The 21,057-nt window shown below is 59.5% G+C and carries 20 protein-coding genes; 8 read left to right on the forward strand and 12 right to left on the reverse strand.

Annotation, left to right across the window (positions count from 1 at the left end):
* Positions 1 to 416: 416 nt before the first annotated feature.
* The 3 genes from CFB10_RS01470 to CFB10_RS01480 all read left to right on the forward strand — a co-directional run bounded on the left by CFB10_RS01470 (position 417) and on the right by CFB10_RS01480 (position 4,543).
* Positions 417 to 2,882, forward strand: a complete 2,466-nt coding sequence (locus CFB10_RS01470; protein ID WP_020012537.1) for a glycoside hydrolase family 2 protein — start codon at positions 417 to 419, stop codon at positions 2,880 to 2,882.
* Positions 2,883 to 3,006: 124 nt separating this feature from the next.
* A complete protein-coding gene (gene mgrA / locus CFB10_RS01475; RefSeq protein ID WP_020012538.1) occupies positions 3,007 to 4,038 on the forward strand; it encodes an L-glyceraldehyde 3-phosphate reductase in 1,032 nt (343 codons plus the stop codon).
* Between the two features lie 178 nt (positions 4,039 to 4,216).
* Positions 4,217 to 4,543 (forward strand): RcnB family protein, encoded by a 327-nt coding sequence (locus tag CFB10_RS01480; RefSeq protein WP_020012539.1) that lies wholly within the window; start codon positions 4,217 to 4,219, stop codon positions 4,541 to 4,543.
* 68 nt (positions 4,544 to 4,611) lie between these two features.
* On the opposite strand, the gene gndA is transcribed toward CFB10_RS01480, so the two are convergent.
* The 5 genes from gndA to ccoG form a co-directional block, all read right to left on the reverse strand.
* A complete protein-coding gene (gene gndA, locus CFB10_RS01485; protein ID WP_020012540.1) occupies positions 4,612 to 6,042 on the reverse strand; it encodes an NADP-dependent phosphogluconate dehydrogenase in 1,431 nt (476 codons plus the stop codon).
* Between the two features lie 164 nt (positions 6,043 to 6,206).
* Positions 6,207 to 6,365, reverse strand: a complete 159-nt coding sequence (gene ccoS, locus CFB10_RS01490) for a cbb3-type cytochrome oxidase assembly protein CcoS (RefSeq protein ID WP_003502794.1) — start codon at positions 6,363 to 6,365, stop codon at positions 6,207 to 6,209.
* A complete protein-coding gene (locus tag CFB10_RS01495) occupies positions 6,362 to 8,656 on the reverse strand; it encodes a cation-translocating P-type ATPase (RefSeq protein WP_020012541.1) in 2,295 nt (764 codons plus the stop codon). Before CFB10_RS01495 ends, ccoS begins: the two co-directional genes overlap by 4 nt.
* Positions 8,653 to 9,153, reverse strand: coding sequence for a FixH family protein (locus CFB10_RS01500; RefSeq protein ID WP_020012542.1), 501 nt, complete (start codon positions 9,151 to 9,153; stop codon positions 8,653 to 8,655). The genes CFB10_RS01495 and CFB10_RS01500 overlap by 4 nt, the downstream gene beginning before the upstream one ends.
* Positions 9,150 to 10,733, reverse strand: a complete 1,584-nt coding sequence (ccoG, locus tag CFB10_RS01505; protein WP_020012543.1) for a cytochrome c oxidase accessory protein CcoG — start codon at positions 10,731 to 10,733, stop codon at positions 9,150 to 9,152. The genes CFB10_RS01500 and ccoG overlap by 4 nt, the downstream gene beginning before the upstream one ends.
* 120 nt (positions 10,734 to 10,853) lie before the next feature.
* Between ccoG and CFB10_RS01510 the strand changes: the two genes are divergently transcribed.
* Genes CFB10_RS01510 through CFB10_RS01520 form a run of 3 tightly spaced genes read left to right on the forward strand, consistent with a single transcriptional unit; the run spans position 10,854 to position 12,088 of the window.
* The gene (locus tag CFB10_RS01510; RefSeq protein WP_020012544.1) at positions 10,854 to 11,258 is read left to right on the forward strand and encodes an SRPBCC family protein; all 405 of its coding nucleotides are present in this window, start codon (positions 10,854 to 10,856) and stop codon (positions 11,256 to 11,258) included.
* A gap of 10 nt (positions 11,259 to 11,268) precedes the next feature.
* Entirely contained in the window at positions 11,269 to 11,625 is a 357-nt protein-coding gene (locus tag CFB10_RS01515; protein WP_003502804.1) for a VOC family protein, read from the forward strand.
* Between the two features lie 16 nt (positions 11,626 to 11,641).
* A complete protein-coding gene (locus tag CFB10_RS01520) occupies positions 11,642 to 12,088 on the forward strand; it encodes a VOC family protein (protein ID WP_026364103.1) in 447 nt (148 codons plus the stop codon).
* A 55-nt stretch (positions 12,089 to 12,143) separates the two neighbouring features.
* Here the strand turns inward: CFB10_RS01520 and ccoP are convergent, their stop codons facing one another.
* The 5 genes from ccoP to cobU all read right to left on the reverse strand — a co-directional run bounded on the left by ccoP (position 12,144) and on the right by cobU (position 16,300).
* A complete protein-coding gene (ccoP, locus tag CFB10_RS01525; RefSeq protein WP_020012546.1) occupies positions 12,144 to 13,007 on the reverse strand; it encodes a cytochrome-c oxidase, cbb3-type subunit III in 864 nt (287 codons plus the stop codon).
* Positions 13,008 to 13,010: 3 nt separating this feature from the next.
* Complete coding sequence (locus CFB10_RS01530) at positions 13,011 to 13,163, reverse strand: CcoQ/FixQ family Cbb3-type cytochrome c oxidase assembly chaperone (RefSeq protein ID WP_003502810.1); 153 nt, start codon at positions 13,161 to 13,163, stop codon at positions 13,011 to 13,013.
* Between the two features lie 13 nt (positions 13,164 to 13,176).
* Positions 13,177 to 13,908: a cytochrome-c oxidase, cbb3-type subunit II gene (gene ccoO, locus CFB10_RS01535; protein ID WP_026364104.1), complete on the reverse strand. Its 732-nt coding sequence runs from the start codon at positions 13,906 to 13,908 to the stop codon at positions 13,177 to 13,179.
* A 10-nt stretch (positions 13,909 to 13,918) separates the two neighbouring features.
* The gene (ccoN, locus tag CFB10_RS01540; RefSeq protein WP_020012548.1) at positions 13,919 to 15,541 is read right to left on the reverse strand and encodes a cytochrome-c oxidase, cbb3-type subunit I; all 1,623 of its coding nucleotides are present in this window, start codon (positions 15,539 to 15,541) and stop codon (positions 13,919 to 13,921) included.
* Positions 15,542 to 15,778: 237 nt separating this feature from the next.
* On the reverse strand, positions 15,779 to 16,300 hold the full coding sequence (cobU, locus tag CFB10_RS01545; protein WP_020012549.1) for a bifunctional adenosylcobinamide kinase/adenosylcobinamide-phosphate guanylyltransferase: 522 nt from the start codon (positions 16,298 to 16,300) through the stop codon (positions 15,779 to 15,781).
* Positions 16,301 to 16,801: 501 nt separating this feature from the next.
* Here cobU and CFB10_RS01555 point away from each other — a divergent pair.
* Together CFB10_RS01555 and CFB10_RS01560 are read left to right on the forward strand one after the other, a co-directional pair.
* Positions 16,802 to 17,494, forward strand: a complete 693-nt coding sequence (locus tag CFB10_RS01555) for a DUF599 domain-containing protein (protein ID WP_020012551.1) — start codon at positions 16,802 to 16,804, stop codon at positions 17,492 to 17,494.
* Positions 17,495 to 17,587: 93 nt separating this feature from the next.
* On the forward strand, positions 17,588 to 18,553 hold the full coding sequence (locus CFB10_RS01560; protein ID WP_026364105.1) for a heparan-alpha-glucosaminide N-acetyltransferase: 966 nt from the start codon (positions 17,588 to 17,590) through the stop codon (positions 18,551 to 18,553).
* Positions 18,554 to 18,802: 249 nt separating this feature from the next.
* On the opposite strand, the gene CFB10_RS01565 is transcribed toward CFB10_RS01560, so the two are convergent.
* Positions 18,803 to 19,189, reverse strand: coding sequence for a MerR family DNA-binding transcriptional regulator (locus CFB10_RS01565; protein WP_003495942.1), 387 nt, complete (start codon positions 19,187 to 19,189; stop codon positions 18,803 to 18,805).
* A 70-nt stretch (positions 19,190 to 19,259) separates the two neighbouring features.
* Positions 19,260 to 20,687, reverse strand: coding sequence for a magnesium transporter (mgtE, locus tag CFB10_RS01570; protein ID WP_020012553.1), 1,428 nt, complete (start codon positions 20,685 to 20,687; stop codon positions 19,260 to 19,262).
* Positions 20,688 to 21,057: the final 370 nt, after the last annotated feature.

The raw sequence follows: 21,057 nt of genomic DNA on the forward strand, positions 1-21,057 counted from the left end.
GTCAAACGCCGGTCCTTTGCGACTATCTGCCAATTCAGCTAAAACGATATAGGTCCGGAAAATATTTCCCGACACTTCCCCCTTCTTCCGGCACGGAATTTCCAGAAATCCACGGATACATATCTTAATTTCAAATATTAATATCTTGATACAAATAACTGATATAAAAATATAAAGTATACGATTTATTCCAAGAAGTGACTTCGCCAGCCCGACGCGGAGGTGCCCGTCATTATTCATGTCGCTCGTTGTCACTCAAAGGAATGACGAAACGATTGTTTTACGGTAACGTTGCCGGAGGGAGGAAATCGCAAAGCCGGATAAGCGTATCGCAGCCGCTTTGCGGGCATCCGCTCCCCCAGATTCTGACACAAGCCTGCACCATAATGCCGGCCAGTCCTCTTCGAATTCATACTATGCAGGGTCCGATTATGATTTCTTCTTCCTCGCCCGAAACCGTCATTGATCTGGCCGGGCCCTGGCGCCTGACCTCGGTGGAAGGAGACCATACCACCCAGCTTTCCGTACCGGGTGATATTCACAGCGCGCTCAAAAATGCGGGCATCATTCCCGATCCCTATCACGGCGCCAATGAAAAGGTGGTGCAATGGGTGGCTGAGCGCGACTGGGTCATCGAGCGCACATTCATTCTCGATGAGGCGGATGCCAGCTGGTATCTCGATATCGACTACCTCGACACCGTCGCCATCGTCTTCGTCAACGACGTCCCGGTATTGACCGCCGACAATTGCTTCCGCCGCTACCGCCCGGATATTTCCCGCGCTGTCCGTCCGGGTGAAAACACCATCCGCATCCATTTCCATTCCAACATCGTGGCCGGTGCGGAGCGGCAGGCGCGGCAGCCTTTTTACATTCCCTATCACCCCGGTAATTCACCCATTGCCAATGGCAACATGCTGCGCAAGCCGCAATGCCATTTCGGCTGGGACTGGAACATCGCGATTGCGCCGCTCGGCCTTTACGGCAAAATCCTGCTGAAGCGCCTCGATACGGCCCGCATTGAACATATCGTCACCTCGCAGCACCATGTCGAAGGCGGAGTCGAGCTGCATGTGGCCGTCACGCTGTTTGCCGAGGGTCCGGCGAGCCTGCCGGTCTACCTCTCCCTCAACGATGAAACACTGAGACTCGATTGCGGCGTCGGCGCCGGCGAGACGGTGGTGCGCCACGTCTTCTTCGTCGAAAATCCGGAGCTCTGGTGGCCGGCCGGCAGTGGCGAACAGACGCTCTACAAGCTGACGGTGGAACTGCCTGATGAGACCGTCACCCGCCAGATCGGCTTCAGGACGATCGAGCTTCTGACGGACAAGGACGAGGCCGGCAGCCGCTTCGCCTTCCGCATCAACGGCCGCGAGATATTCTGCCGCGGCGCCAACTGGATTCCCGCAGATGCGCTCTATTCGCTCGCCAGCCGGGAAAAGACCGAAGATCTCCTCTGCTCTGCGGTGGAGGCAAATATGAACATGATCCGCGTCTGGGGCGGCGGCTTTTATGAGGAAGACTGGTTCTACGATCTCTGCGACCGGCTTGGCCTGCTGGTCTGGCAGGACTTCATGTTTGCCTGCAATCTTTATCCCTGCAGCGAGGACTTTCTCGACAACGTCGAACACGAGGTCGACTATCAGGTGAAACGCCTCTCCTCGCATCCGTCCATCGCGCTCTGGTGCGGTGATAACGAGCTGGTGGGTGCGCTGACCTGGTTCGAGGAATCCCGCAACAATCGCGACCGTTATCTCGTGGCTTACGACCGCCTGAACCGCACGATCGAAAGAGCACTGAAAAAAGCAGCACCGGAAGCGCTCTGGTGGCCCTCCAGCCCGGCCTCCGGTTATCTCGATTATGGCGACGCCTGGCATGCGGATGGTTCCGGTGACATGCACTACTGGTCCGTCTGGCACGAAAACAAGTCGTTCGACAATTACCGATCGGTCAAGCCGCGTTTCTGCTCCGAATTCGGTTTCCAGTCCTACACATCCATGCCCGTCATCCGCACCTATGCGGAAGAAAAGGACATGAACATCGCCTCCCCGGTCATTGAGCTGCACCAGAAGAATGTCGGCGGCAATGAACGGATCGCCGGCACCATGTTCCGCTATTTCCGCTTCCCCAAGGATTTCGAGAATTTCGTTTATCTGAGCCAGGTCCAGCAGGCGCTGGCCATCCGCACTGCTGTGGATTACTGGCGTTCGCTGAAGCCCCATTGCATGGGAACGCTTTATTGGCAGCTCAATGACACCTGGCCCGTCGCCTCATGGTCCAGCCTCGATTATGGCGGCGGCTGGAAAGCGCTGCATTATGCCGCCCGCCGCTTCTTCCAGGCGGTGACCGTCTCGGCCATTCCCTCCGAGGATGGACGCCGAGTGAGCTTCTCCATGGTCAACGACACCGCGGAAGACGTCGAAATCGACATGAACATCGTTGCGCTGACCATGGACGGTAACCGCGTGCCGCTGAAATCCGCCAACGGCACCTGCGCAACGGACAAGGCTGCGACGCTCACCGAGATCGACATGGATAGCCTGCCGGATGGCGCCATCCTCGCCTGGAGCTTCATCGCCTCCAACGGCATGACAGGTGAAGGCCACCATGTGCGCGACACTTACAAGGCGCTGGAGCTTCAGCCTGCCGGGCTCGAATTTTCCGTGGGCCCGTTAAAAAACGGCCAGTACGAAATCGATGTCACCGCTGCCGGTCTCGCGCTCTTCGTCATGCTGGAGGCAGATCAGCCCGGCCGTTATTCCGACAATCTCTTCGATCTGGCCACCGGCGAAACGCGCCGTATCATCTTCACGCCGAAGGCGGGCGGCCCCCAGCCGCATTTCCGCATCTTCGATCTTCATACCTGCCAATCCTCGCATTGAAACCATGCGGAGAAAGGCATAACCATCCCTCTCGGGAATGACAGGTGAACCCGCGCCTGTTTCATCGCTTCAAAAGGCTGCCGGGTTCTCCGGCAGCCAGTCATCAGCAAGTGGAGGAAGACCCATGGTTTGGCAACCGGCCGAAAGCCGATACGCATCCATGAAATATAATCATTGCGGCAAGACCGGCCTGAAACTGCCGGCGATCTCGCTCGGCCTCTGGCACAATTTCGGCAACGACACGCCGCACCAGACCAAACAGGCCATCTGCCGCCGCGCCTTCGATCTCGGCATCACCCATTTCGATCTCGCCAATAATTACGGCCCGCCGCCCGGCAGCGCCGAAACCGCCTTCGGTGAAATCCTGAAGACGGATTTCAGGGGTTATCGCGATGAGATGATCATCTCCTCCAAGGCCGGTTACAACATGTGGCCCGGCCCCTATGGCGAATGGGGCAGCCGCAAATACGTCATCGCCTCCTGCGACCAGAGCCTGAAGCGCATGGGGCTGGACTACGTCGATATCTTCTACTCCCACCGTTTCGACCCCAACACGCCGCTTGAGGAAACCTGCGGCGCGCTCGACCAGATCGTACGCTCGGGCAAGGCGCTTTATGTCGGCATCTCGTCCTACAACTCGAAGCGCACCCGTGAGGCCGCCGCCATCCTCAAGGACCTCGGCACGCCCTGCATCATCCACCAGCCGAGCTATTCGATGATCAACCGCTGGATCGAGGAGGATGGTCTCGTCGATACGCTGGAAGAACTGGGCATCGGCTCCATCGTCTTTTCGCCGCTGGCGCAGGGCATGCTGACGACGAAATATCTGGGCGGCGTGCCTGATGGCAGCCGCGCAGCGCAGAGCAAGTCGCTGAACCCGGCCTTCCTCAACGAACGCAACGTCGAGAACATCCGGGCGCTCAACAGCATTGCCGAGCGGCGCGGCCAGACGCTGGCGCAGATGGCGATTGCCTGGGTTCTGCGCGGCGGCCGCATCACCTCGGCGCTGATCGGGGCAAGCCGCGTCGAACAGGTCGAGGATTGCGTGAAGGCACTCGACCGGCCGGATTTCACGGCCGAAGAGCTTGCGGAAATCGACCGTTATGCCAAGGAAGCGGATATCAACCTCTGGGCAAAGTCCGCCGAACGCGTCTGATGCGGAACAGACCGCCCGGTTCCTCCGGGCGGTCTGGTTGCCCTCAAAAACTCAAAATAAAAGATTAACTCACGCTCCTAACCATTAACAACCATTACATAAATGTAATTTTAAATTCAGTTTCCGTTCATTCGTTTATTCGTAAGTTCTCCTCATCGAAACACGAGAGGAAACATTCATGAAAAAGTTCGTCACCATTCTTCTGGCCGCCACCGTTCTCGCTGCTCCAATGGCGCAGGCGCAGAGCCGTCATGACGATCGCCACCGTGGCGTTACCGTCGAGCGCCAGATCACCACGAAAAAGGTCATCGTCAAGAAGCACCGCTGGGATCGCGGCCAGCGCCTGTCTGCAGGCGAACGCCGTCACACCGTCGACCGCCGCGACTATCGCCGTTATCGCCTCGCCGAACCACGCCGCGACCAGCGCTGGGTGCGCGTCGACAACCAGTTCCTGCTCATCAACGCCGTCAGCGGCCTGATCGTCGGCCTCGCTGCCGCTCGCTGATTGAAGTCATCGGATGAAATGAAAAGGCCCGCTTGCGCGGGCCTTTTGTCGTTTATCGTTTCAGCCGATCAGAAAATGTCGGCGCCGCTGCCCCATGGGCCGTGCGGCTTGTCCACACCGTCGGTGCGTTCGAAACCATGCGCGCCAAAGAAGTCGCGCTGCGCCTGGATGAGGTTGGCGCTGCCGCGGCCGCGGCGATAGGCGTCGAAATAACCGAGTGCCGAAGCCAGCGCCGAAACCGGCAGGCCCGACAGAACGGCGTAGGAAACCACACGGCGCAGCGGCGCATCGGTATCCTTGACGATGCCGGAGAATGCAGGCGTCACGATGAGGTTCGCCACATGCGGATCCTTGGTGAAGGCCGAGGTGATCTCATCGAGGAACTCCGAGCGGATGATGCAGCCGGCGCGCCAGATGCGGGCGATCGTCGGCATCGGCAGGTTCCAGTTGAACTCCTTCGATGCGGCCGACATGATCGCGAAGCCCTGGGCGTAAGCACCAACCTTGGCGGCCAGAAGCGCGCTTTCCAGATCGGCGATAAACGCCTTCTTGTCAGCCGGCGCCGCTGCGAGGGTCGGCAGGCCGAAGATCTTCTCCGCAGCTTCACGCTCGTCCTTCTGCGAGGAGAGAATACGCGCAGCCACGGCCGCTTCGATAGCGGTTGCGGCGACGCCCATGTTCTGCGCCTCGATGACCGACCACTTGCCGGTGCCCTTCTGGCCGGCCTTGTCGAGGATCAGATCGACCATCGGCTTGCCGCTAATCGGATCGGCGGCGCGCAGAACCTTCTCGGTGATTTCGATCAGGTAGGAGTTCAGGCGGCCCTTGTTCCATTCGGCGAACACGTCGGCGATTTCGACTGCGCTCATACCAAGGCCGTCACGCAGGATGCCGTAGATTTCGGCGATCATCTGCATGTCGGCATATTCGATGCCGTTATGGATCGTCTTGACGAAATGGCCGGCGCCGTCATTGCCGAGCCAGGCCACGCACGGATCGTCATTGTACTTGGCGGAAATGGAGGTCAGCACCTTCTCGACGCGCTTCCAGCTATCCTCGGTGCCGCCGACCATGATCGACGGTCCATGACGCGCACCTTCTTCGCCGCCGGAAACGCCCATGCCGATAAAGGTCAGGCCGCTATCCTTCAAATTGTCGAAACGGCGGATCGTATCGCGGAAATTCGCATTGCCCGCATCGATCATGATGTCGCCGTTAGAAAGATGCGGCTTCAGGATTTCCATCTGCTGGTCAACAGGGTCACCGGCCTTGATCATGATGATGATCGGGCGCGGAGGACGAATGGCGGCGACGAATTCCTCGATGGTTTCGCAGGGGATCAGCTGTCCCTGCAAGTCCCCGGCTTCAGCGTAGAATTTTTTCGTCGCTTCAGGGGTTCGGTTGAATACGGCAATCTTGTTGCCCTTTTCCGCGATGTTCAACGCCAGGTTCGAGCCCATGACGCCGAGACCGATCAAACCGATTTCTGCCTGTTCCACGGATGTGCCTCCATCTTGCTTTTAGGTGGTCGTGTTGTGGCACTGTAATGAACAAACGGCAAGGCTAGCCGCGACTGAAACGATTAAATTTTGATGACGCAAATCAGCTTTGCATATTTGCGACAGGTCAGAGCCGGCTCGAAACGACAGGCCCACCTCGCCTCCTATGATCGCCGGGGTCGGTCGTCGCCGTCATCCAGCGCACGCCACGCGGCCCCGTCCATATCCTCATACTGGCCAGAGCGCACCGACCAGAGGAAGGCGAAAAGGCCGAGCGCCCCCAGAAAAAGCGCGACGGGAATGAGATAGATCAGCATGTTCATGCCAGTTGCGCCCCCTCTCCCGCATATCCTGTTTTTACGTCGTTCCGAGGACGCACGGTTTCAGCCGTGCCGGCAAGACGCAACGCATTGGCGACGACGATCAGCGAGGATGTCGACATGGCGATGGCCGCGATCATCGGCGTCGCATAACCGGCAATCGCAATCGGCACGGCGATGACATTATAGCCGATGGCGAGAGCGAAGTTCTGCCGGATGAGCCTTCCGGCCCGCTGCGACGTCTCGATCGCGAAGGGCACGGCATCGAGATCCTCCTGCATGAACACGAAATCAGCGGCCTGCCGGCCGATATCGGCGGCGGTGGCGGGCGCCATGGAAACATGGGCGGCGGCAAGCGCCGGCGCATCGTTGATGCCGTCTCCCACCATCAGCACCCTGCGACCCTCGCCGGCAAGCGCAGCGCAGCGCGCCGCCTTGTCCCTCGGCGAAAGGTCTGCACTCCAGTTGCCGATCCCCAGCCGCTGCGCCATGGCGCTGACAGCCGCCGCCCGGTCACCCGAGACGATTTCCTGCGCAAGGCCCCGCACTGAGAGGCTGCGCAATGCCGCAACCGCACCTGCGCGCGGATTGTCCTCGAAGCCGAAGCTCGCCAGATGCCGGCCGTCAAGGGACAGCACGACTTCCGACCGCGCATCGCCATTGTCGACGCCCGCGTCGTCATCCGGGCAGGCGAAACGGCGATTGCCGAGCCGGTAGGTTCCGGCTTCCGTCTCGGCCTCGACGCCGGAGCCGGGAATTTCCAGCACTGCCTCATAGGTCGGCATGGCACCGTTATAGGCTGCATACAGGGCTTTCGAGAGAGGGTGGCGCGAATGGGCGGCAAGCCCCGCAGCAATCGCCATGGTGGCCGGCTTCGCGTCACCTGTCTCGACCAGTCTCGGCTTTCCAACGGTCAGGGTGCCTGTCTTGTCGAACAGCACGGTATCGATTTCGGCCAGCCGCTCCATGGCCGAGCCTTCCTTGACCATGACGCCGTGCCGGAAGAGCCTTCCTGCCGCCACCACCTGCACGACGGGAACGGCAAGGCCAAGCGCACAGGGGCAGGTTATGATGAGAACCGCTATGGCGATCAGCATCGCCTGTTTCCAGTCGCCGCCGAAAAAGCCCCAGCCAAGAAATGTCACCAGCGCGAGAAGATGCACGACGGGCGAATAATAGCTCGCGGCGCGATCAGCGATGCGCCGATACCGCGCCCGGCCGCCTTCTGCCGCCTCCATAAGCCCGATCACCTCCGACAGGAAGGACTCCTTTGCCGAGGCGGTTACCCGCGCGATCAGCGAACCGGTGAGGTTGAGCGTACCGGCCTGCAGGCTGTCACCTGCCGTAACGCGGCGCGGTGCGCTTTCGCCGTTGACGATGGACATGTCGAGATCGCTGCTGCCGGAGACGACCACGGCATCCACCGCCACACGGTCCCCGGCGGCAATCGCTATCGACATTCCGGGTTGGACATCGGAAAGCTGGCGGTATTCCCGCGTTCCATCCTCACCGATGACGGTTGCGCCGCGCGGCGAAAGCCGGGCCAAGCCCGCAATGGCCGAACGCGCCTTGTCGCGCATGATATGGTCAAGCGTGCGGCCGATCAGCAGGAAGAACAGCAGTGACACGGTCGCGTCGAACCACGCATGTTCGCCGTGATGGATCGTTTCCCACAGCGAGACGGCATAGGAGAGCGTGATGGCGAGCGCAATCGGCACATCCATATTGGTGCGGCCGTGTTTCAGCGCATTCCAGGCCGACTGGTAAAAGAAGCGGCCGCCATAGATCAGCGCCGGCGCGGCGATCATCGCCGAAATCCAGTGGAACATGTCGCGCGTCGCCGCATCCGCGCCTGACCAGACGGAGACGGAAAGGAGCATGATATTGGCGGAGGCAAAACCGCACAGCGCCACCGCCCTTATCAGCTGTGAACGCAAGGCGTCGGAAGCATCCTGACCGCTGGCGAAAAGATGCGTGCGATATCCGGTCGAAAGAATGGCGCGGGCGAGATCGGAAGGATCGGTCCTGACGCCATCGACCTCTTCCTTCCAGACGATTGCGACGCGTTTCGACGACAGGTTCACGCGCGCCCGCTCCACCTGGCGGAGACGGCCGAGCGCGGTTTCGATGGTGGTGATGCAGGCGCCGCAATAGACATCCGGCACGCTGAGATCAGTCTGCCGCAGCCCCTGCCCCAGATCGCGGCTCGCCAGCAGCAATTCCTCCGACGATGGTGGATTGACCGGTTCGCCAAGCTGAAGCGAACCTTCCGTTCCCGGTGCGCAGCAGCTCATTTGCGCCCCCTGATGACGGCGATCCGCGTCCCCTCATGCACGATGATCCGGCCATCCTTGACGGCGGTGACCTCGACGATCCATTGCCCCGGCAGCATGTCATGCGCGCCGGTGAAGACGCCGGTGGACAGCGGGGTGAGCTCCATGTCGAAATTCTGGCTTTCACCGACCGGCCGGCGGAAATGCGCCGTCACCGTATCCGTATCGACGGGGCCGGTGTCGGGATGGAAAACCTCGTAGCGTACGGTCTGTTCGTCCACCACGAGCTTGCCCTTGATGCCGGTCGCAGCCCGTGCCTTGGCGGCTTCCGCCTTGGCGTTGAACTGCTGGCTGGCGACATAGGTATTGGGCACGACAAGCCCGCTCCAGCTGTTCACCGCATTCCAGGCCATGATCATGTTGACCGTGATGATGGTGCCGAAGAACAGCAGCATGACGCCGAGCATGTGCCAGCCGGTAAAAGTGAAGCCGGATGTCTGGCGATTGTTCACGGTCATTTTTTCACTCCCGGAGCGTTGAAGACAGCATCGTAACGGGCGGTCTCATGGCCGCCCGTATCGCTGACGATGAACTCGAAATTGTCAGCCGTGCGCGCGACATCCTTGCCCGGCAGGGTGACGAAGACCTTCAGCGTCGTCGCCTCATCCGGTTCGACCGTGACGTCGAAAGTGCGCGAGGCCGTATCCGGCATGCCGTTTATCTTCATCACCGCATTCGGGATGCCCTCGATGGTGAGGCTCATCGTGCGCGGCTGCGGCACCATGTTGAGAATGCGCACGGTATAGCCGTTGCGGATGGAACCGTTCGATTCCAGCACATATTGCGGATTGCGGTCGTGCAGAACGTTGAGCGCCAGCCGCTCGCGCGTCACCAGCGCAAACAGCATGCCGATGCCGACCGCCGCCCAGATGGCCGTGTAAAGCAGCGTGCGCGGACGGAAGACGATGCGCCAGTTGAAGTGGCGGATGCTCTTCCTGAAGCTGCCGTCCTCCTCGCGCACATTGGCGGGGCGGATGGCGTGCGAACCGTTGCCGGTCGCCAGCGCCATGTTGGACTGGTATTCCGCAAGCGTCGCATAGGCGATCAGCCCGCGCGGTTTGCCGATCTTGTCCATCACCCCGTCGCAGGCGTCGATGCAGAGCGCGCAGGTGATGCATTCCAGCTGCTGCCCGTCCCTGATGTCGATGCCCATGGGACAGACGGCGACACAGGCGTTGCAATCGACGCAATCGCCGATGCTCTCGCCCGCCGCAGCGGCTTTTTTGGCGTGCCGCGAGCGTGGTTCGCCGCGCCAGTCATTATAGGTGACGACAAGTGAATTCTCATCCAGCATCGCCGCCTGGATGCGTGGCCAGGGACACATATAGGTGCAGACCTGCTCCCGCATCAGCCCGCCGAAAACGTAAGTTGTGGCGGTAAGGATGGCGACGGTCGAATAGGCGATCATCGGCGCCCGCCCCGTCATGAACTCCATCGCCAGCGTCGGCGCGTCGGCAAAATAAAAGATCCAGGCGCCGCCGGTCAGAACGCCGATCACCAGCCAGATCGCATGTTTCAGCACGCGCTTGCGCAGCTTGCCGAATGTAAGTGGCGCGGCGTCGAGCTTCATGCGGGCGTTCCTGTCACCCTCGATGGCCCTTTCTACGACCAGAAACAGATCCACCCAGACGGTCTGCGGACAGGTGTAGCCACACCATGCACGCCCCACGGCGGACGTGACGAGAAACAGCCCCAGCCCCGCCATGACCAGCAATCCGGCGACGAAGAAGAACTCCTGCGGCCAGATTTCGATGAAGAAGAAATAAAAGCGCCGGTTGGCGATATCGATCAGCACCGCCTGATCGGGTGCATAAGGCCCCCTGTCCCAGCGCAGGAACGGCGTCAGGTAATAAATGCCGAGGGTGACGAGCATCACCAGCCATTTGAACCGCCGGAACCGACCTTCCGCGCGCTTGGGAAAAATCTTCTTGCGGGCTTCGTAGAGCGGTTTGCGCGTTTTTGCGGAGTTGACGGCTTCCGCCTCCAGCCTTTCGACGGGCTGTTGCGGGCTGTCCTGTCCGGCGCGATAGATGTTCATGGTAAGATGTCCGTTTTTATCTCCTTGCTTTCTCCCATCTCCCCGGTGAAACATCCTTGACTTACATCAAGTGACGACAAAGTGGCGCAGTATGGGAACGCGCCGCCAAGGGAGGATGAAATGCCTGTCATGCAGTCGAGAATCATTCATCTGTCGATCGAAAAACCCTGGGCCCAGGTCTACGACTTCGCCTCCGACCCGCAGAACATGCCCCGCTGGGCCGCAGGCCTTGCGGGCGGACTCAAATCCGATGGCGAGGACTGGATCGCCGAGGGCGGACCGCTTGGCGAGGTGCGCGTCAATTTTGCGCCCGCAAACGAATTCGGCGTCATCGACCATGTCGTGACATTGCCGGATGGCATCAAGGTTTATAACGCGCTACGGGTGACGCCGAACGGCAGCGGTACGGAGGTGAGTTTCACCCTCCTTCGCCTTCAGGATATGACGGACGAGGATTTCGAGCAGGACGCAAAAGCGATCACGGCCGATCTCGAAACGCTGAAGACGCTGCTCGAAAAGGATTGATGGAGGAACGATGACCACGAATACAAACGACCGGCGGATCGACTATGTCGAATTCAACGTCACCGATATTGAGCGCAGCAAGGAATTTTACGGCGGCGCCTTTGGCTGGTCCTTCAAGGATTACGGTCCGCAATATTGCGAATTTTCCGACGGCCGGCTGACCGGCGGTTTCACCACCACGGCACCCGTTTCGGCGAAAGGCGGGCCGCTCGTCATTCTCTACGCCGCCGATATCGAGGATGCCCAGCGCCGCGTCGAGGCCGCCGGCGGCCAGATCAGCGTCGCGCTTTTCGAGTTTCCCGGCGGACGCCGTTTTCATTTCACCGATCCGGATGGATACGAACTGGCCGTCTGGTCGAAAAACTGATTGGCAGGAGCCCGTCATGACTTTGACAACGCCGCCTTTTTCGTTGGTCGGCATCGATCATGTCGTCTTCATCGTCGACGACATGATGCGGGCGCTCGATTTTTACCGGAACGTGCTGGGGTGTAGGGATGGTTACTCTTACCCTGCTCTCGGGATGGAACAAGTCTGGTGCGGAAATGCCTTGATCGTGCTGTGGGATGTCACGCATCCCGGTGGCACAAAGGCTGCTCCGCCCGTCGCCGGAGGACGTAATGTCGATCACATCTGCATAGCGACCGGTCCTCTAAACCATGATGCGCTTCGCGCACATCTGGCGAAATTTAACGTCACGATAGAACAGGAAGCCTTTCACGGTGGCGCGAGAGGAATGGGACATTCGTTCTATTTCCGTGACCCCTTCGGCAACAAGATCGAGTTGAAGGGACCAGCCGAATATCCGGATGGACGGGCGGAAAACGCCTGATCTAAACAATAAAAAGGGCGCCTCCCCGGCGCCCCTTCTTTACATTCCGCTTGCTTCACTCGCCCCCACCAAGCGAATGCACGAAGATCGCCAACTGCTTGACCGTCGTATCGCCAAGGCGCTCACCCCAGGCGGGCATGACGCCGTGTTTCGGCGAACGGATTTGCGCAACGATGCCCTCTTCTCCATGCGCCTTCAGCCAGATCGCATCGGCGAGATTCGGCGCGCCGAACTCGCGGTTACCCTTGGCGTCCTCGCCGTGGCACGAAGCGCAATTGTCGGCAAAGACCTGCTTGCCGGGTTCCACCAGCGCCGGGTTGGCGGGCGTTCCCGTCAGGCTGACGACGTAAGCCGCAACCTCGCGGATTTCATCCGACTTGAGAATGTCGCCGAAGGCGGGCATTTCCGACGCGCGCGTATCAGCATCATCTGCAAAACGGATGCCGTGCTTCACCGTCGTGTAGATGTCGTCGACGCTGCCGCCCCACATCCAGTCGTCATCATTGAGGTTGGGATAACCCTGCCCGCCTTCCGCACCGGAACCGTGACACTGAATGCAATTGACCTTGAAAGCGGCTGCGCCACCGGAAAGGGCAAATTGCATCAGGGTCGGATCGGCCTGAATGTCGGCAAGCGACGAATTGGCGATCTTGTCGACAAAAACGCTCTGCGACTGTTTTGCATCGGCGATTTCGGCGGCTATCTCACCGCGGCTGCTCCAGCCGAGCAGCCCTTGTGTCGCCCCGTTGATTAACGGCCATGCCGGATAGGCGATGGTATAACCGATGGCCCAGAGGATCGTGAAGTAGAAGGTCCAGACCCACCAGCGCGGCATGGGATTGTTCAGCTCACGGATACCGTCCCATTCATGGCCGGTGGTTTCGACGCCGCTGATGTCATCAATGTGTTTTTCGGACATATCCTAGTCCTCCTTGAGCGGAATGCTGGCGGCATCGTCCGCGGCCTTCTTCGAGCCGGGGCGAAGGGTGAAAACGACGACGCCGGCGAAGAACAGGGTCATGGCAAGCAGGCCCCAGCTATCGGCGAAGTGGCGCATGGCCGTGTAGGTTTCCATGGCTTACACCTCCTCACCGGTATCCGGCGGCATCGTCATAGGTCGAAAAATCGACCAGCGTGCCGAGCATCTGCAGATAGGCGACCAGCGCATCCATTTCGGTAAGCTTGGCCGGATCGCCGTCGAAATCACCCACCTTCGCCTTCGGATAACGCGCCAAGAGTTCCGACGAATCCGCATTCGGGTCGGCCTGGGCGGCAAGATCGGCCGCGGATTTCTCGATCATCTCGTCGCTATAGGGCACACCAACGGCGCGGTTGGCCTTCAGCTCCATGGAAACGTCGGTGATCTTCAGCGGCGTGGTCTTGAGGAAGGCATAGGACGGCATGATCGATTCCGGCACCACCGAGCGCGGATCGGCCAGATGCTGCACATGCCATTCGTTCGAATAACGATCCCCGACGCGCGCGAGGTCCGGCCCCGTGCGCTTGGAACCCCACTGGAACGGATGGTCATACATGGATTCCGCCGCCAGGCTGTAATGCCCGTAACGCTCCACCTCGTCGCGGAACGGCCGGATCATCTGGCTGTGGCAGACGTAACATCCCTCGCGGATGTAGATGTTGCGCCCGGCAAGCTCCAGCGGCGTGTAGGGCCGCATGCCCTCCACCTTCTCGATGGTGTTTTCGAGATAAAAGAGCGGTGCGATTTCTACGATGCCGCCGATAGAGACGACCAGAAGCGAGCCGACCAGAAGCAGTGTGGCGTTGCGTTCGATGACGCCGTGTTTGTCGAGTATGGACATCGGCCCCTCCTTATTCGGCAGGCTGCAGCGAAGGAGCCGCATCCTTGCGGACGCCCTCCTCGCGTTGATGACCGAGGATGGTCATCGTGACGTTGTAGGCCATGATGAGTGCGCCGCTGAGGAACATCAGGCCGCCCAGTGCACGCATCACGTAATAGGGGAACAGCGCCGCGACCGATTCCGCGAAGGAATAGACGAGGAAGCCCTGGGTATCGTATTCGCGCCACATCAGCGCCTGCTGGATGCCGGCCACCCACATGACGGCGGCGTAAATGACGATGCCGAGCGTGGCGAGCCAGAAGTGCCAGTTGACCAGCTGCAGGCTGTAGAGACGCTCCCTGCCCCAGAGTTTCGGCGTCAGGTAATAGATCGCGCCGAAGGTGATCATGCCGTTCCAGCCGAGAGCGCCGGAGTGAACGTGGCCGATGGTCCAGTCGGTATAGTGGCTGAGCGAGTTGACGGCCTTGATCGACATCATCGGTCCCTCGAAGGTCGCCATGCCGTAGAAGGCCACCGCCATCACCATCATGCGCACGATGGGATCGGTGCGGATCTTGTCCCATGCGCCCGAAAGCGTCATCAGGCCGTTGATCATCCCGCCCCAGGACGGCATCCACAGCATGATCGAGAACACCATGCCGAGCGTCTGCGCCCAGTCCGGCAGCGCCGTATAATGCAGGTGGTGCGGGCCGGCCCAGATATACATGAAGATCAGCGCCCAGAAGTGGATGATCGACAGCCGGTAGGAATAGACCGGGCGGTTCACCTGCTTGGGAATGAAATAATACATCATGCCGAGGAAGCCGGCGGTGAGGAAGAACCCGACGGCGTTGTGGCCGTACCACCATTGCGTCAGCGCATCCTGCACGCCCGAGAAAGCCGAGTAGCTCTTCACCCCGAGGAAGGACACAGGCACCGCCAGATTGTTGACGATGTGCAGCATTGCGATGGTGACGATGAAGGCGAGGTAGAACCAGTTCGCCACATAGATATGCGGCTCCCTGCGCATCAGGATCGTACCAAGGAAGGCAACGAGATAGGCGACCCAGACGATGGTCAGCCAGATATCGACATACCATTCCGGCTCGGCATATTCGCGGCCCTGCGTGATACCAAGGAGATAACCCGTAGCAGCCATGACGATGAAGAGGTTATAACCCCAGAACACGAACCAGCCGAGATTGCCGCCGAACAGGCGCGCGCGACAGGTTCTCTGCACGACGTAGAAAGACGTGGCAATCAGCGCATTTCCCCCGAAAGCGAAGATCACCGCTGACGTGTGCAGCGGCCGCATGCGGCCGAAATTGAAATAGGGCGCGATGTTGAAATCGGGAAAGGCGAGCTGTAACGCCACCACGACCCCGACCAGAAAGCCGACGACACCCCAAAACACGGTGGCGATGACACCGTATTTCACCACCTCGTCGAAATATTCCGACTTGAGTCGCACGCGCGCAGCCTGATCGACCGGCGCGAAGGAAACGAGGCGCAGCAGAAGCACCGTGCTGACCAGGAGTGTAAAGAACAGCACCCACATATGGGCGGCGAAAAGACTGTCATGGGCGAAAGCCGCCCCGAGCAACGCGAGAAAGGCCCCGAGGGCCACGATCGCGGTTTCTAACGTGTAATTCATTGTTGGTTTCCCCCAACGTGCAAGCCGACCGACGAAAGGCACGGCACGCGCCTGGGAGAGCGGGAACGCGCCTTTGCGTCGGTTGGAGCATTGCCACCGCGCGGGGAAGCCCACCTTGATCCAGATCAAGAATGTAAAGCTGTCGCAGCCCCGGCAAAACAGGGCGCGGCTTTACGAGAGAAATTTGCGCAAGAGCAAAAAAAGGGCAGATATCGACCCGTCTGGACGGGCGCAGTCTCAGCCCTTCATCTTCAGTGGCAGCCCGGCGGCGACAAAATAGACCTCGCCGGCAGTAGCCGCGATTCGCTGATGCAGGCGGCCGGCGTGATCGCGGAATTCGCGCGCCATGCGGTTTTCAGGCACGATGCCGAGACCCACTTCATTGGAAACGAATATCAGCGTTGCCCGGGACGATATAATCGCCGACTCGACCGCGGTGAAGGCAGCCTCGATATCGGCATTCTCCATCATCAGATTGGTAAGCCACAGAGTGAGGCAGTCGACAAGAATGACATTTCCCGGGTCGTCGAGCCGCTGCAGAACGGCGACGATATCGACCGGCGCTTCATGGGTGGTCCATTCCCCGCCGCGCCGCTCCTGATGATGGCTGATGCGGTCGCGCATCTCGTCATCCCATGCTCGCCCGGTGGCGAGGTAATGCAGGCGTCCGCCGGCTTTTCCCGCGAGTTCCTCGGCAAAACGCGATTTGCCGGAGCGCGCGCCGCCAAGAATGAAAACGGAGCGGTTTTTATCTGTCATGGGAAACCTGAAGGAAAAGAATGAAGCGGACCGGCATCTTTGCGGTGAAGCAAGCCAGGGACAGGCGGTCATGAAGGGAACGATTCGTAGAAAAAGGCGTCCCCCGGTTGTTCATGCCGGACTGCCGCTGATACCGGACCGGAGAAACAAGACCCGCCCGCACGATGCGGGACATGGAAAGCCCTGATTACCCCGGATACCGGAAACACCGGTCCTGATGAAAGGCTAGGTGCGAAATGCCATCCTGTCAATCGGCGGGTGACCGTGCCGGGATTTACGCGGAACCGGTACGCAAAACCTTACCCGGAACCGGCAGACCTGTCGTCCGCAAGTGGATTGATAATGCGACTTGGTTACCGGAAAGTTAGCGAAAAACCGAATGATGAAACCGCAACGCCGAAGGAGAATATCGAGTGACGGCAGTCACCGCCATTGCCTTGCCATGGCCTTCAAATCAATATGCTTTCGAAGATTCGCTAACACCAGGGTGGCCTGCCCGTGATGACCGTCATGGACTATATCTCGATCGTCGTTTTCATCCTGCTTTGGGCCGTCTATACCCATGTAACGACGGGAACGAGGCTGTTTTCCAGAGCCAGCCTCAATCAGGCCATGGCCGAGCGCCGTCGCCACTGGATCATGAATTCGCTGAAACGCGACCTGAAAATGATCGACACGCAGATCATGGCCGGCCTGCAGAACGGTACAGCCTTTTTCGCCTCCACCTCCATTTTCGCCATCGGTGGGTGTTTCGCCCTTCTGGGAGCGACCGAGCAGGTGGAATCGGTGTTTCGCGACATGCCTTTCGTGCATTATGCCGGGCGCACGGCCTTCGAACTGAAGGTCATAGGGCTCACCTGTCTTTTCGGTTATTCCTTCTTCAAATTCGGCTGGTCCTACCGCCTGTTCAACTATTGCACGATCCTTTTCGGCGCCATCCCCATGGTCCACGATGTCAACGCGGATCGCGAGGCAGCGGAGCGAGCGGCCGAAAACGTCATAAAGATGAACATCATCGCTGCTAAGAACTTCAATGACGGCCTGCGGACGATCTTTCTGTCCATCGGTTATCTCGGCTGGTTCATCAGCCCCTATGTCTTCATTGCCAGTACGGTCATCATCATCGTGGCGCTGTTGCGCCGCCAGTTCTTTTCCGAGGCCCGGCGCGCGATCATGGAAGAAAACCAGCCTTGAAATAGCCGCACTTCAAGGGCCAAGCCCTCGGGTCATTTCGAGCGAATCCAAGTGAATGTCAGCTCCCTCGAAAAGCTGAAAAAAGCGGGAAACATGGACACAGACGCAGCCGTAAACGAAAACCGCCGCAAAGGCCGCATCGGCGGTCTCGACACCCTGCGCGGGCTGGCCCTCATCGCCATGGCGTCCTACCACTTCACATGGAACCTGGAATATTTCGGCTATCTCGAACCCGGCACGGCGACAACAGGTCTGTGGAAACTCTATGCGCGCGCCATCGCCAGCTCGTTCCTGTTTCTGGCCGGTTTCAGCCTGTTTCTCGCCCACGGCAGGGGTGTGAACTGGCCGTCTTTCGGCAAACGTTTTGCGATGGTGGCCGGCTCGGCGCTGCTCATTACCGTCGCGACCTATTTCGCCTTTCCGGACAGTTTCATCTTCTTCGGCATATTGCACAATATCGCCGCCGCAAGCCTCGTGGGGCTCCTGTTCCTGCGAGCCCCTGCAGCCGTGACGCTGCTTTTCGCGGTGATCGCTTTCATCCTGCCGCAATATCTGCAATCCGAACTGTTCAACGTAAAATGGCTGGCCTGGATCGGCTTTTCCACCATGCCGCCCCGCTCTAACGATTATGTGCCGCTTCTGCCCTGGCTTGCGCCGTTCCTCGCCGGGCTTGCGGTTTCGCAATTTGTCGCGCCGCGCGGTTGGCTCGATCGCTTTCGAAACCCGAGTTCACCTCGCAACCTGATCGCCAGCGCCGGCCGTCACAGCCTTGCCTTCTACCTCATCCACCAGCCGGTGCTGATCGGCCTCGTTTACACCCTGTCGCTCATCGCTCCGCCTCCGCCTGTCGATCAGGTCGAGCTGTACAAATCGAGCTGTGAAAAGAGCTGCGTCGAGCAGGCAAACGGGCTGGAACTGTGCCAGCGTTTCTGCGGCTGCACGCTGGAGAAGCTGCAGGCGGAAAACCTGTTCGATATGATGATGGAAGGTAAACTCAGCGCCGATCAGCAGACGAAGGTCAGCGAAGTGGCGCAGCAGTGCACGGCTGAGGCGCAGTAAGGAGAGTCAGGCCTTGGCACCCTTTCTTCTCCCCATGGGGGAGAGGGTGGCCCGAAGGGTCGGATGAGGGGGCAACGTTGCCGTAACTCACTACCCTTGCCCCCTCATCCCGCTGCCGCGACCTTCTCCCCCATGGGGAGAAGAGACAAGCGAAACCCGCTCGTTCCATATGCAGCAAAAGTGGAAAGGCTTCAGAGCGATTCTCGGCAGTTACGTTGACGGAATAGCCAAACCGCTACAGGGCGGGTTTCAGGTCCCCACGCCGATTTCGGCAAGCCGCGTCAGACAGGCTTCTTCAACATTGTCGAGTTCCGCCAGCGTCTCTTCAATGTCCTTGCGTTTTTGCCTGAGATCGGCGCGCTTTTCATCGACCTTCTTCATCAGAAGCACCAGTTGGCCCGATTCGCCGGGCGGCTCCTTGTAGACGTGAATGATTTCGCGAATTTCGGAGATCGTGAAACCGATACGGCGGCCGCGCAGGATTTCCTGAATGAGGCGGCGGTCCGCAGCCCTGAAAAGCCGGGTGCGCCCGCGACGCTCAGGGTGAATAAGCCCCTCGTCCTCATAAAATCTCAAGGTACGGGTGGAAACACCGAATTCGCGTGTCAGTTCGGTTATGCTATAATACTTGTCCAAGGGCCTATCCGATTCATAACCGGATGATATTATTTGACCTTCACGTAAAAGTCAATTTTTGCCCGCCTCCCTATCCGGAAATACCGTACCACCAGGTTGCGATACCCAGAAAGGCGAAAAAGCCAACAATATCGGTCACCGCCGTAACGAAGACTGCCGAAGAGACGGCCGGGTCCGCTCCGAACTTGTCGAGCACCAGCGGAATGAGAATGCCCGCCAGCGCCGCCGCCAGCATGTTGAGACACATGGCCGTGGCGATGATGCCGCCAATATGGATATCCTGAAACCAGACACCGGCGACAATGCCGATGGCGCAACCGAACAGCATGCCGTTCAGGATACCCACACCCGCCTCGCGCCTGATGATGCGGGCGGCGTTGTGAATATCGAGGCTTTTGGTGGCGAGCGCCCGCACCGACACCGTCATGGTCTGCGATCCGGCATTGCCGCCCATGCCGGCCACCGCCGGCATCAGGATCGCCAGCGCGACGATCTGCTGGATCGTCGCATCGAACAGGCTGATGACGGAGGCGGAGAGAAAAGCGGTGATGAGATTGACCGCAAGCCAAGGCACGCGTGACCGGGATGTGCTGGCGATCGAGTCCGACAGCTCTTCGTCACCGACACCGCCAAGGCGCAGCAGATCCTCTTCGGCCTCTTCCTGAATGACGTCCACCACGTCATCGATGGTCAGCACGCCCACCAGTCGGCCGTTGTCGTCGACCACGGCGGCGGAGAGAAGGTCGTATTGTTCGAAAAGCTGCGCGGCCTCTTCCTGGTCCATCTCGGCCGGAATGGAATGGTTGGTCTCGTGCATGATCGTTTCGATCTTCACCTGACGCTTGGCGCGCAGCACCTTGTCGAGATCAAGCGCACCGACCAGCTTGAAGGTGGGGTCGATAACGAAAATTTGCGAGAAGGATTCCGGCAGCTCTTCTTCTTCGCGCAGATAATCGATGGTCTGCCCCACGGTCCAGAACGGCGGCACGGCGACGAATTCCGTCTGCATGCGGCGGCCGGCCGAACTTTCCGGATAATCCAGCGCCCGCATCAGCCGCACGCGTTCGGTGAACGGCAGTTGCGAGAGAATATCCTCGCGGTCTTCGTCGTCGAGATCCTCGAGAATATAGACGGCGTCGTCCGAATCCAGCTCGCCGATACCGGCGGCAATCTGCTCGTTCGACATCTGGTCGACGATATCCAGACGGATGCCCTCATCCACCTCGGTCAACGCCGTCATGTCGAAATCGGAACCGAGAAGCCGCACCAGCGCATGGCGCTGTTCTGGCAGGATGGATTCCAGAAGGTCGCCGAGTTCCGATTCATGCAGCCGCGCCACATTCTTGCGCAGGAAAAGCAGATCGCGGTCAGCGATCGCGGCACCCACCATCGTCAGAAAATCGGAGCGTACCGAACCGTCTTCGGCGTAGATATCGGAGAGCGCTTCCGTCGGCTTCATGTCCTCGGGCGCGACAGGATCGTCGTCACGGTCTGTCATCTGGCGTCCCCTCGTATTCAAATGCCGCAGTGCACGGATGCGCAGGCAGAATGGCGTTAAAAGGTATATTGTCAACAACCGGATAGCGGCAAATGAACAAGCTTTCCGACTGCGGCGAAAAATCCATTCAACATTCCTCTTCCTATTGGCCGGCAGGGTCTCAGCCAGCGGCCATAAGCATGTTTAGCCAATCTGCGCGGCTTGTTTTACGACAACGTCCGGCCCCTTTACGCCGTTCCCGTTTCAAAAGTCGAACTGGCAAATAACGGTTTTACCGCAATGCACAATTAAGACATTGACAGGCGGTGTGGATCAGCGCTTTTGAAGATGCTTTTGACAAACGGCAAGCGCCTTCGGGCAGGCGCAAGAA

Origin of the sequence: Agrobacterium sp. 719_389, assembly GCF_900188475.1 — a bacterium.
Classification (GTDB): Bacteria; Pseudomonadota; Alphaproteobacteria; order Rhizobiales; family Rhizobiaceae; genus Agrobacterium; species Agrobacterium radiobacter.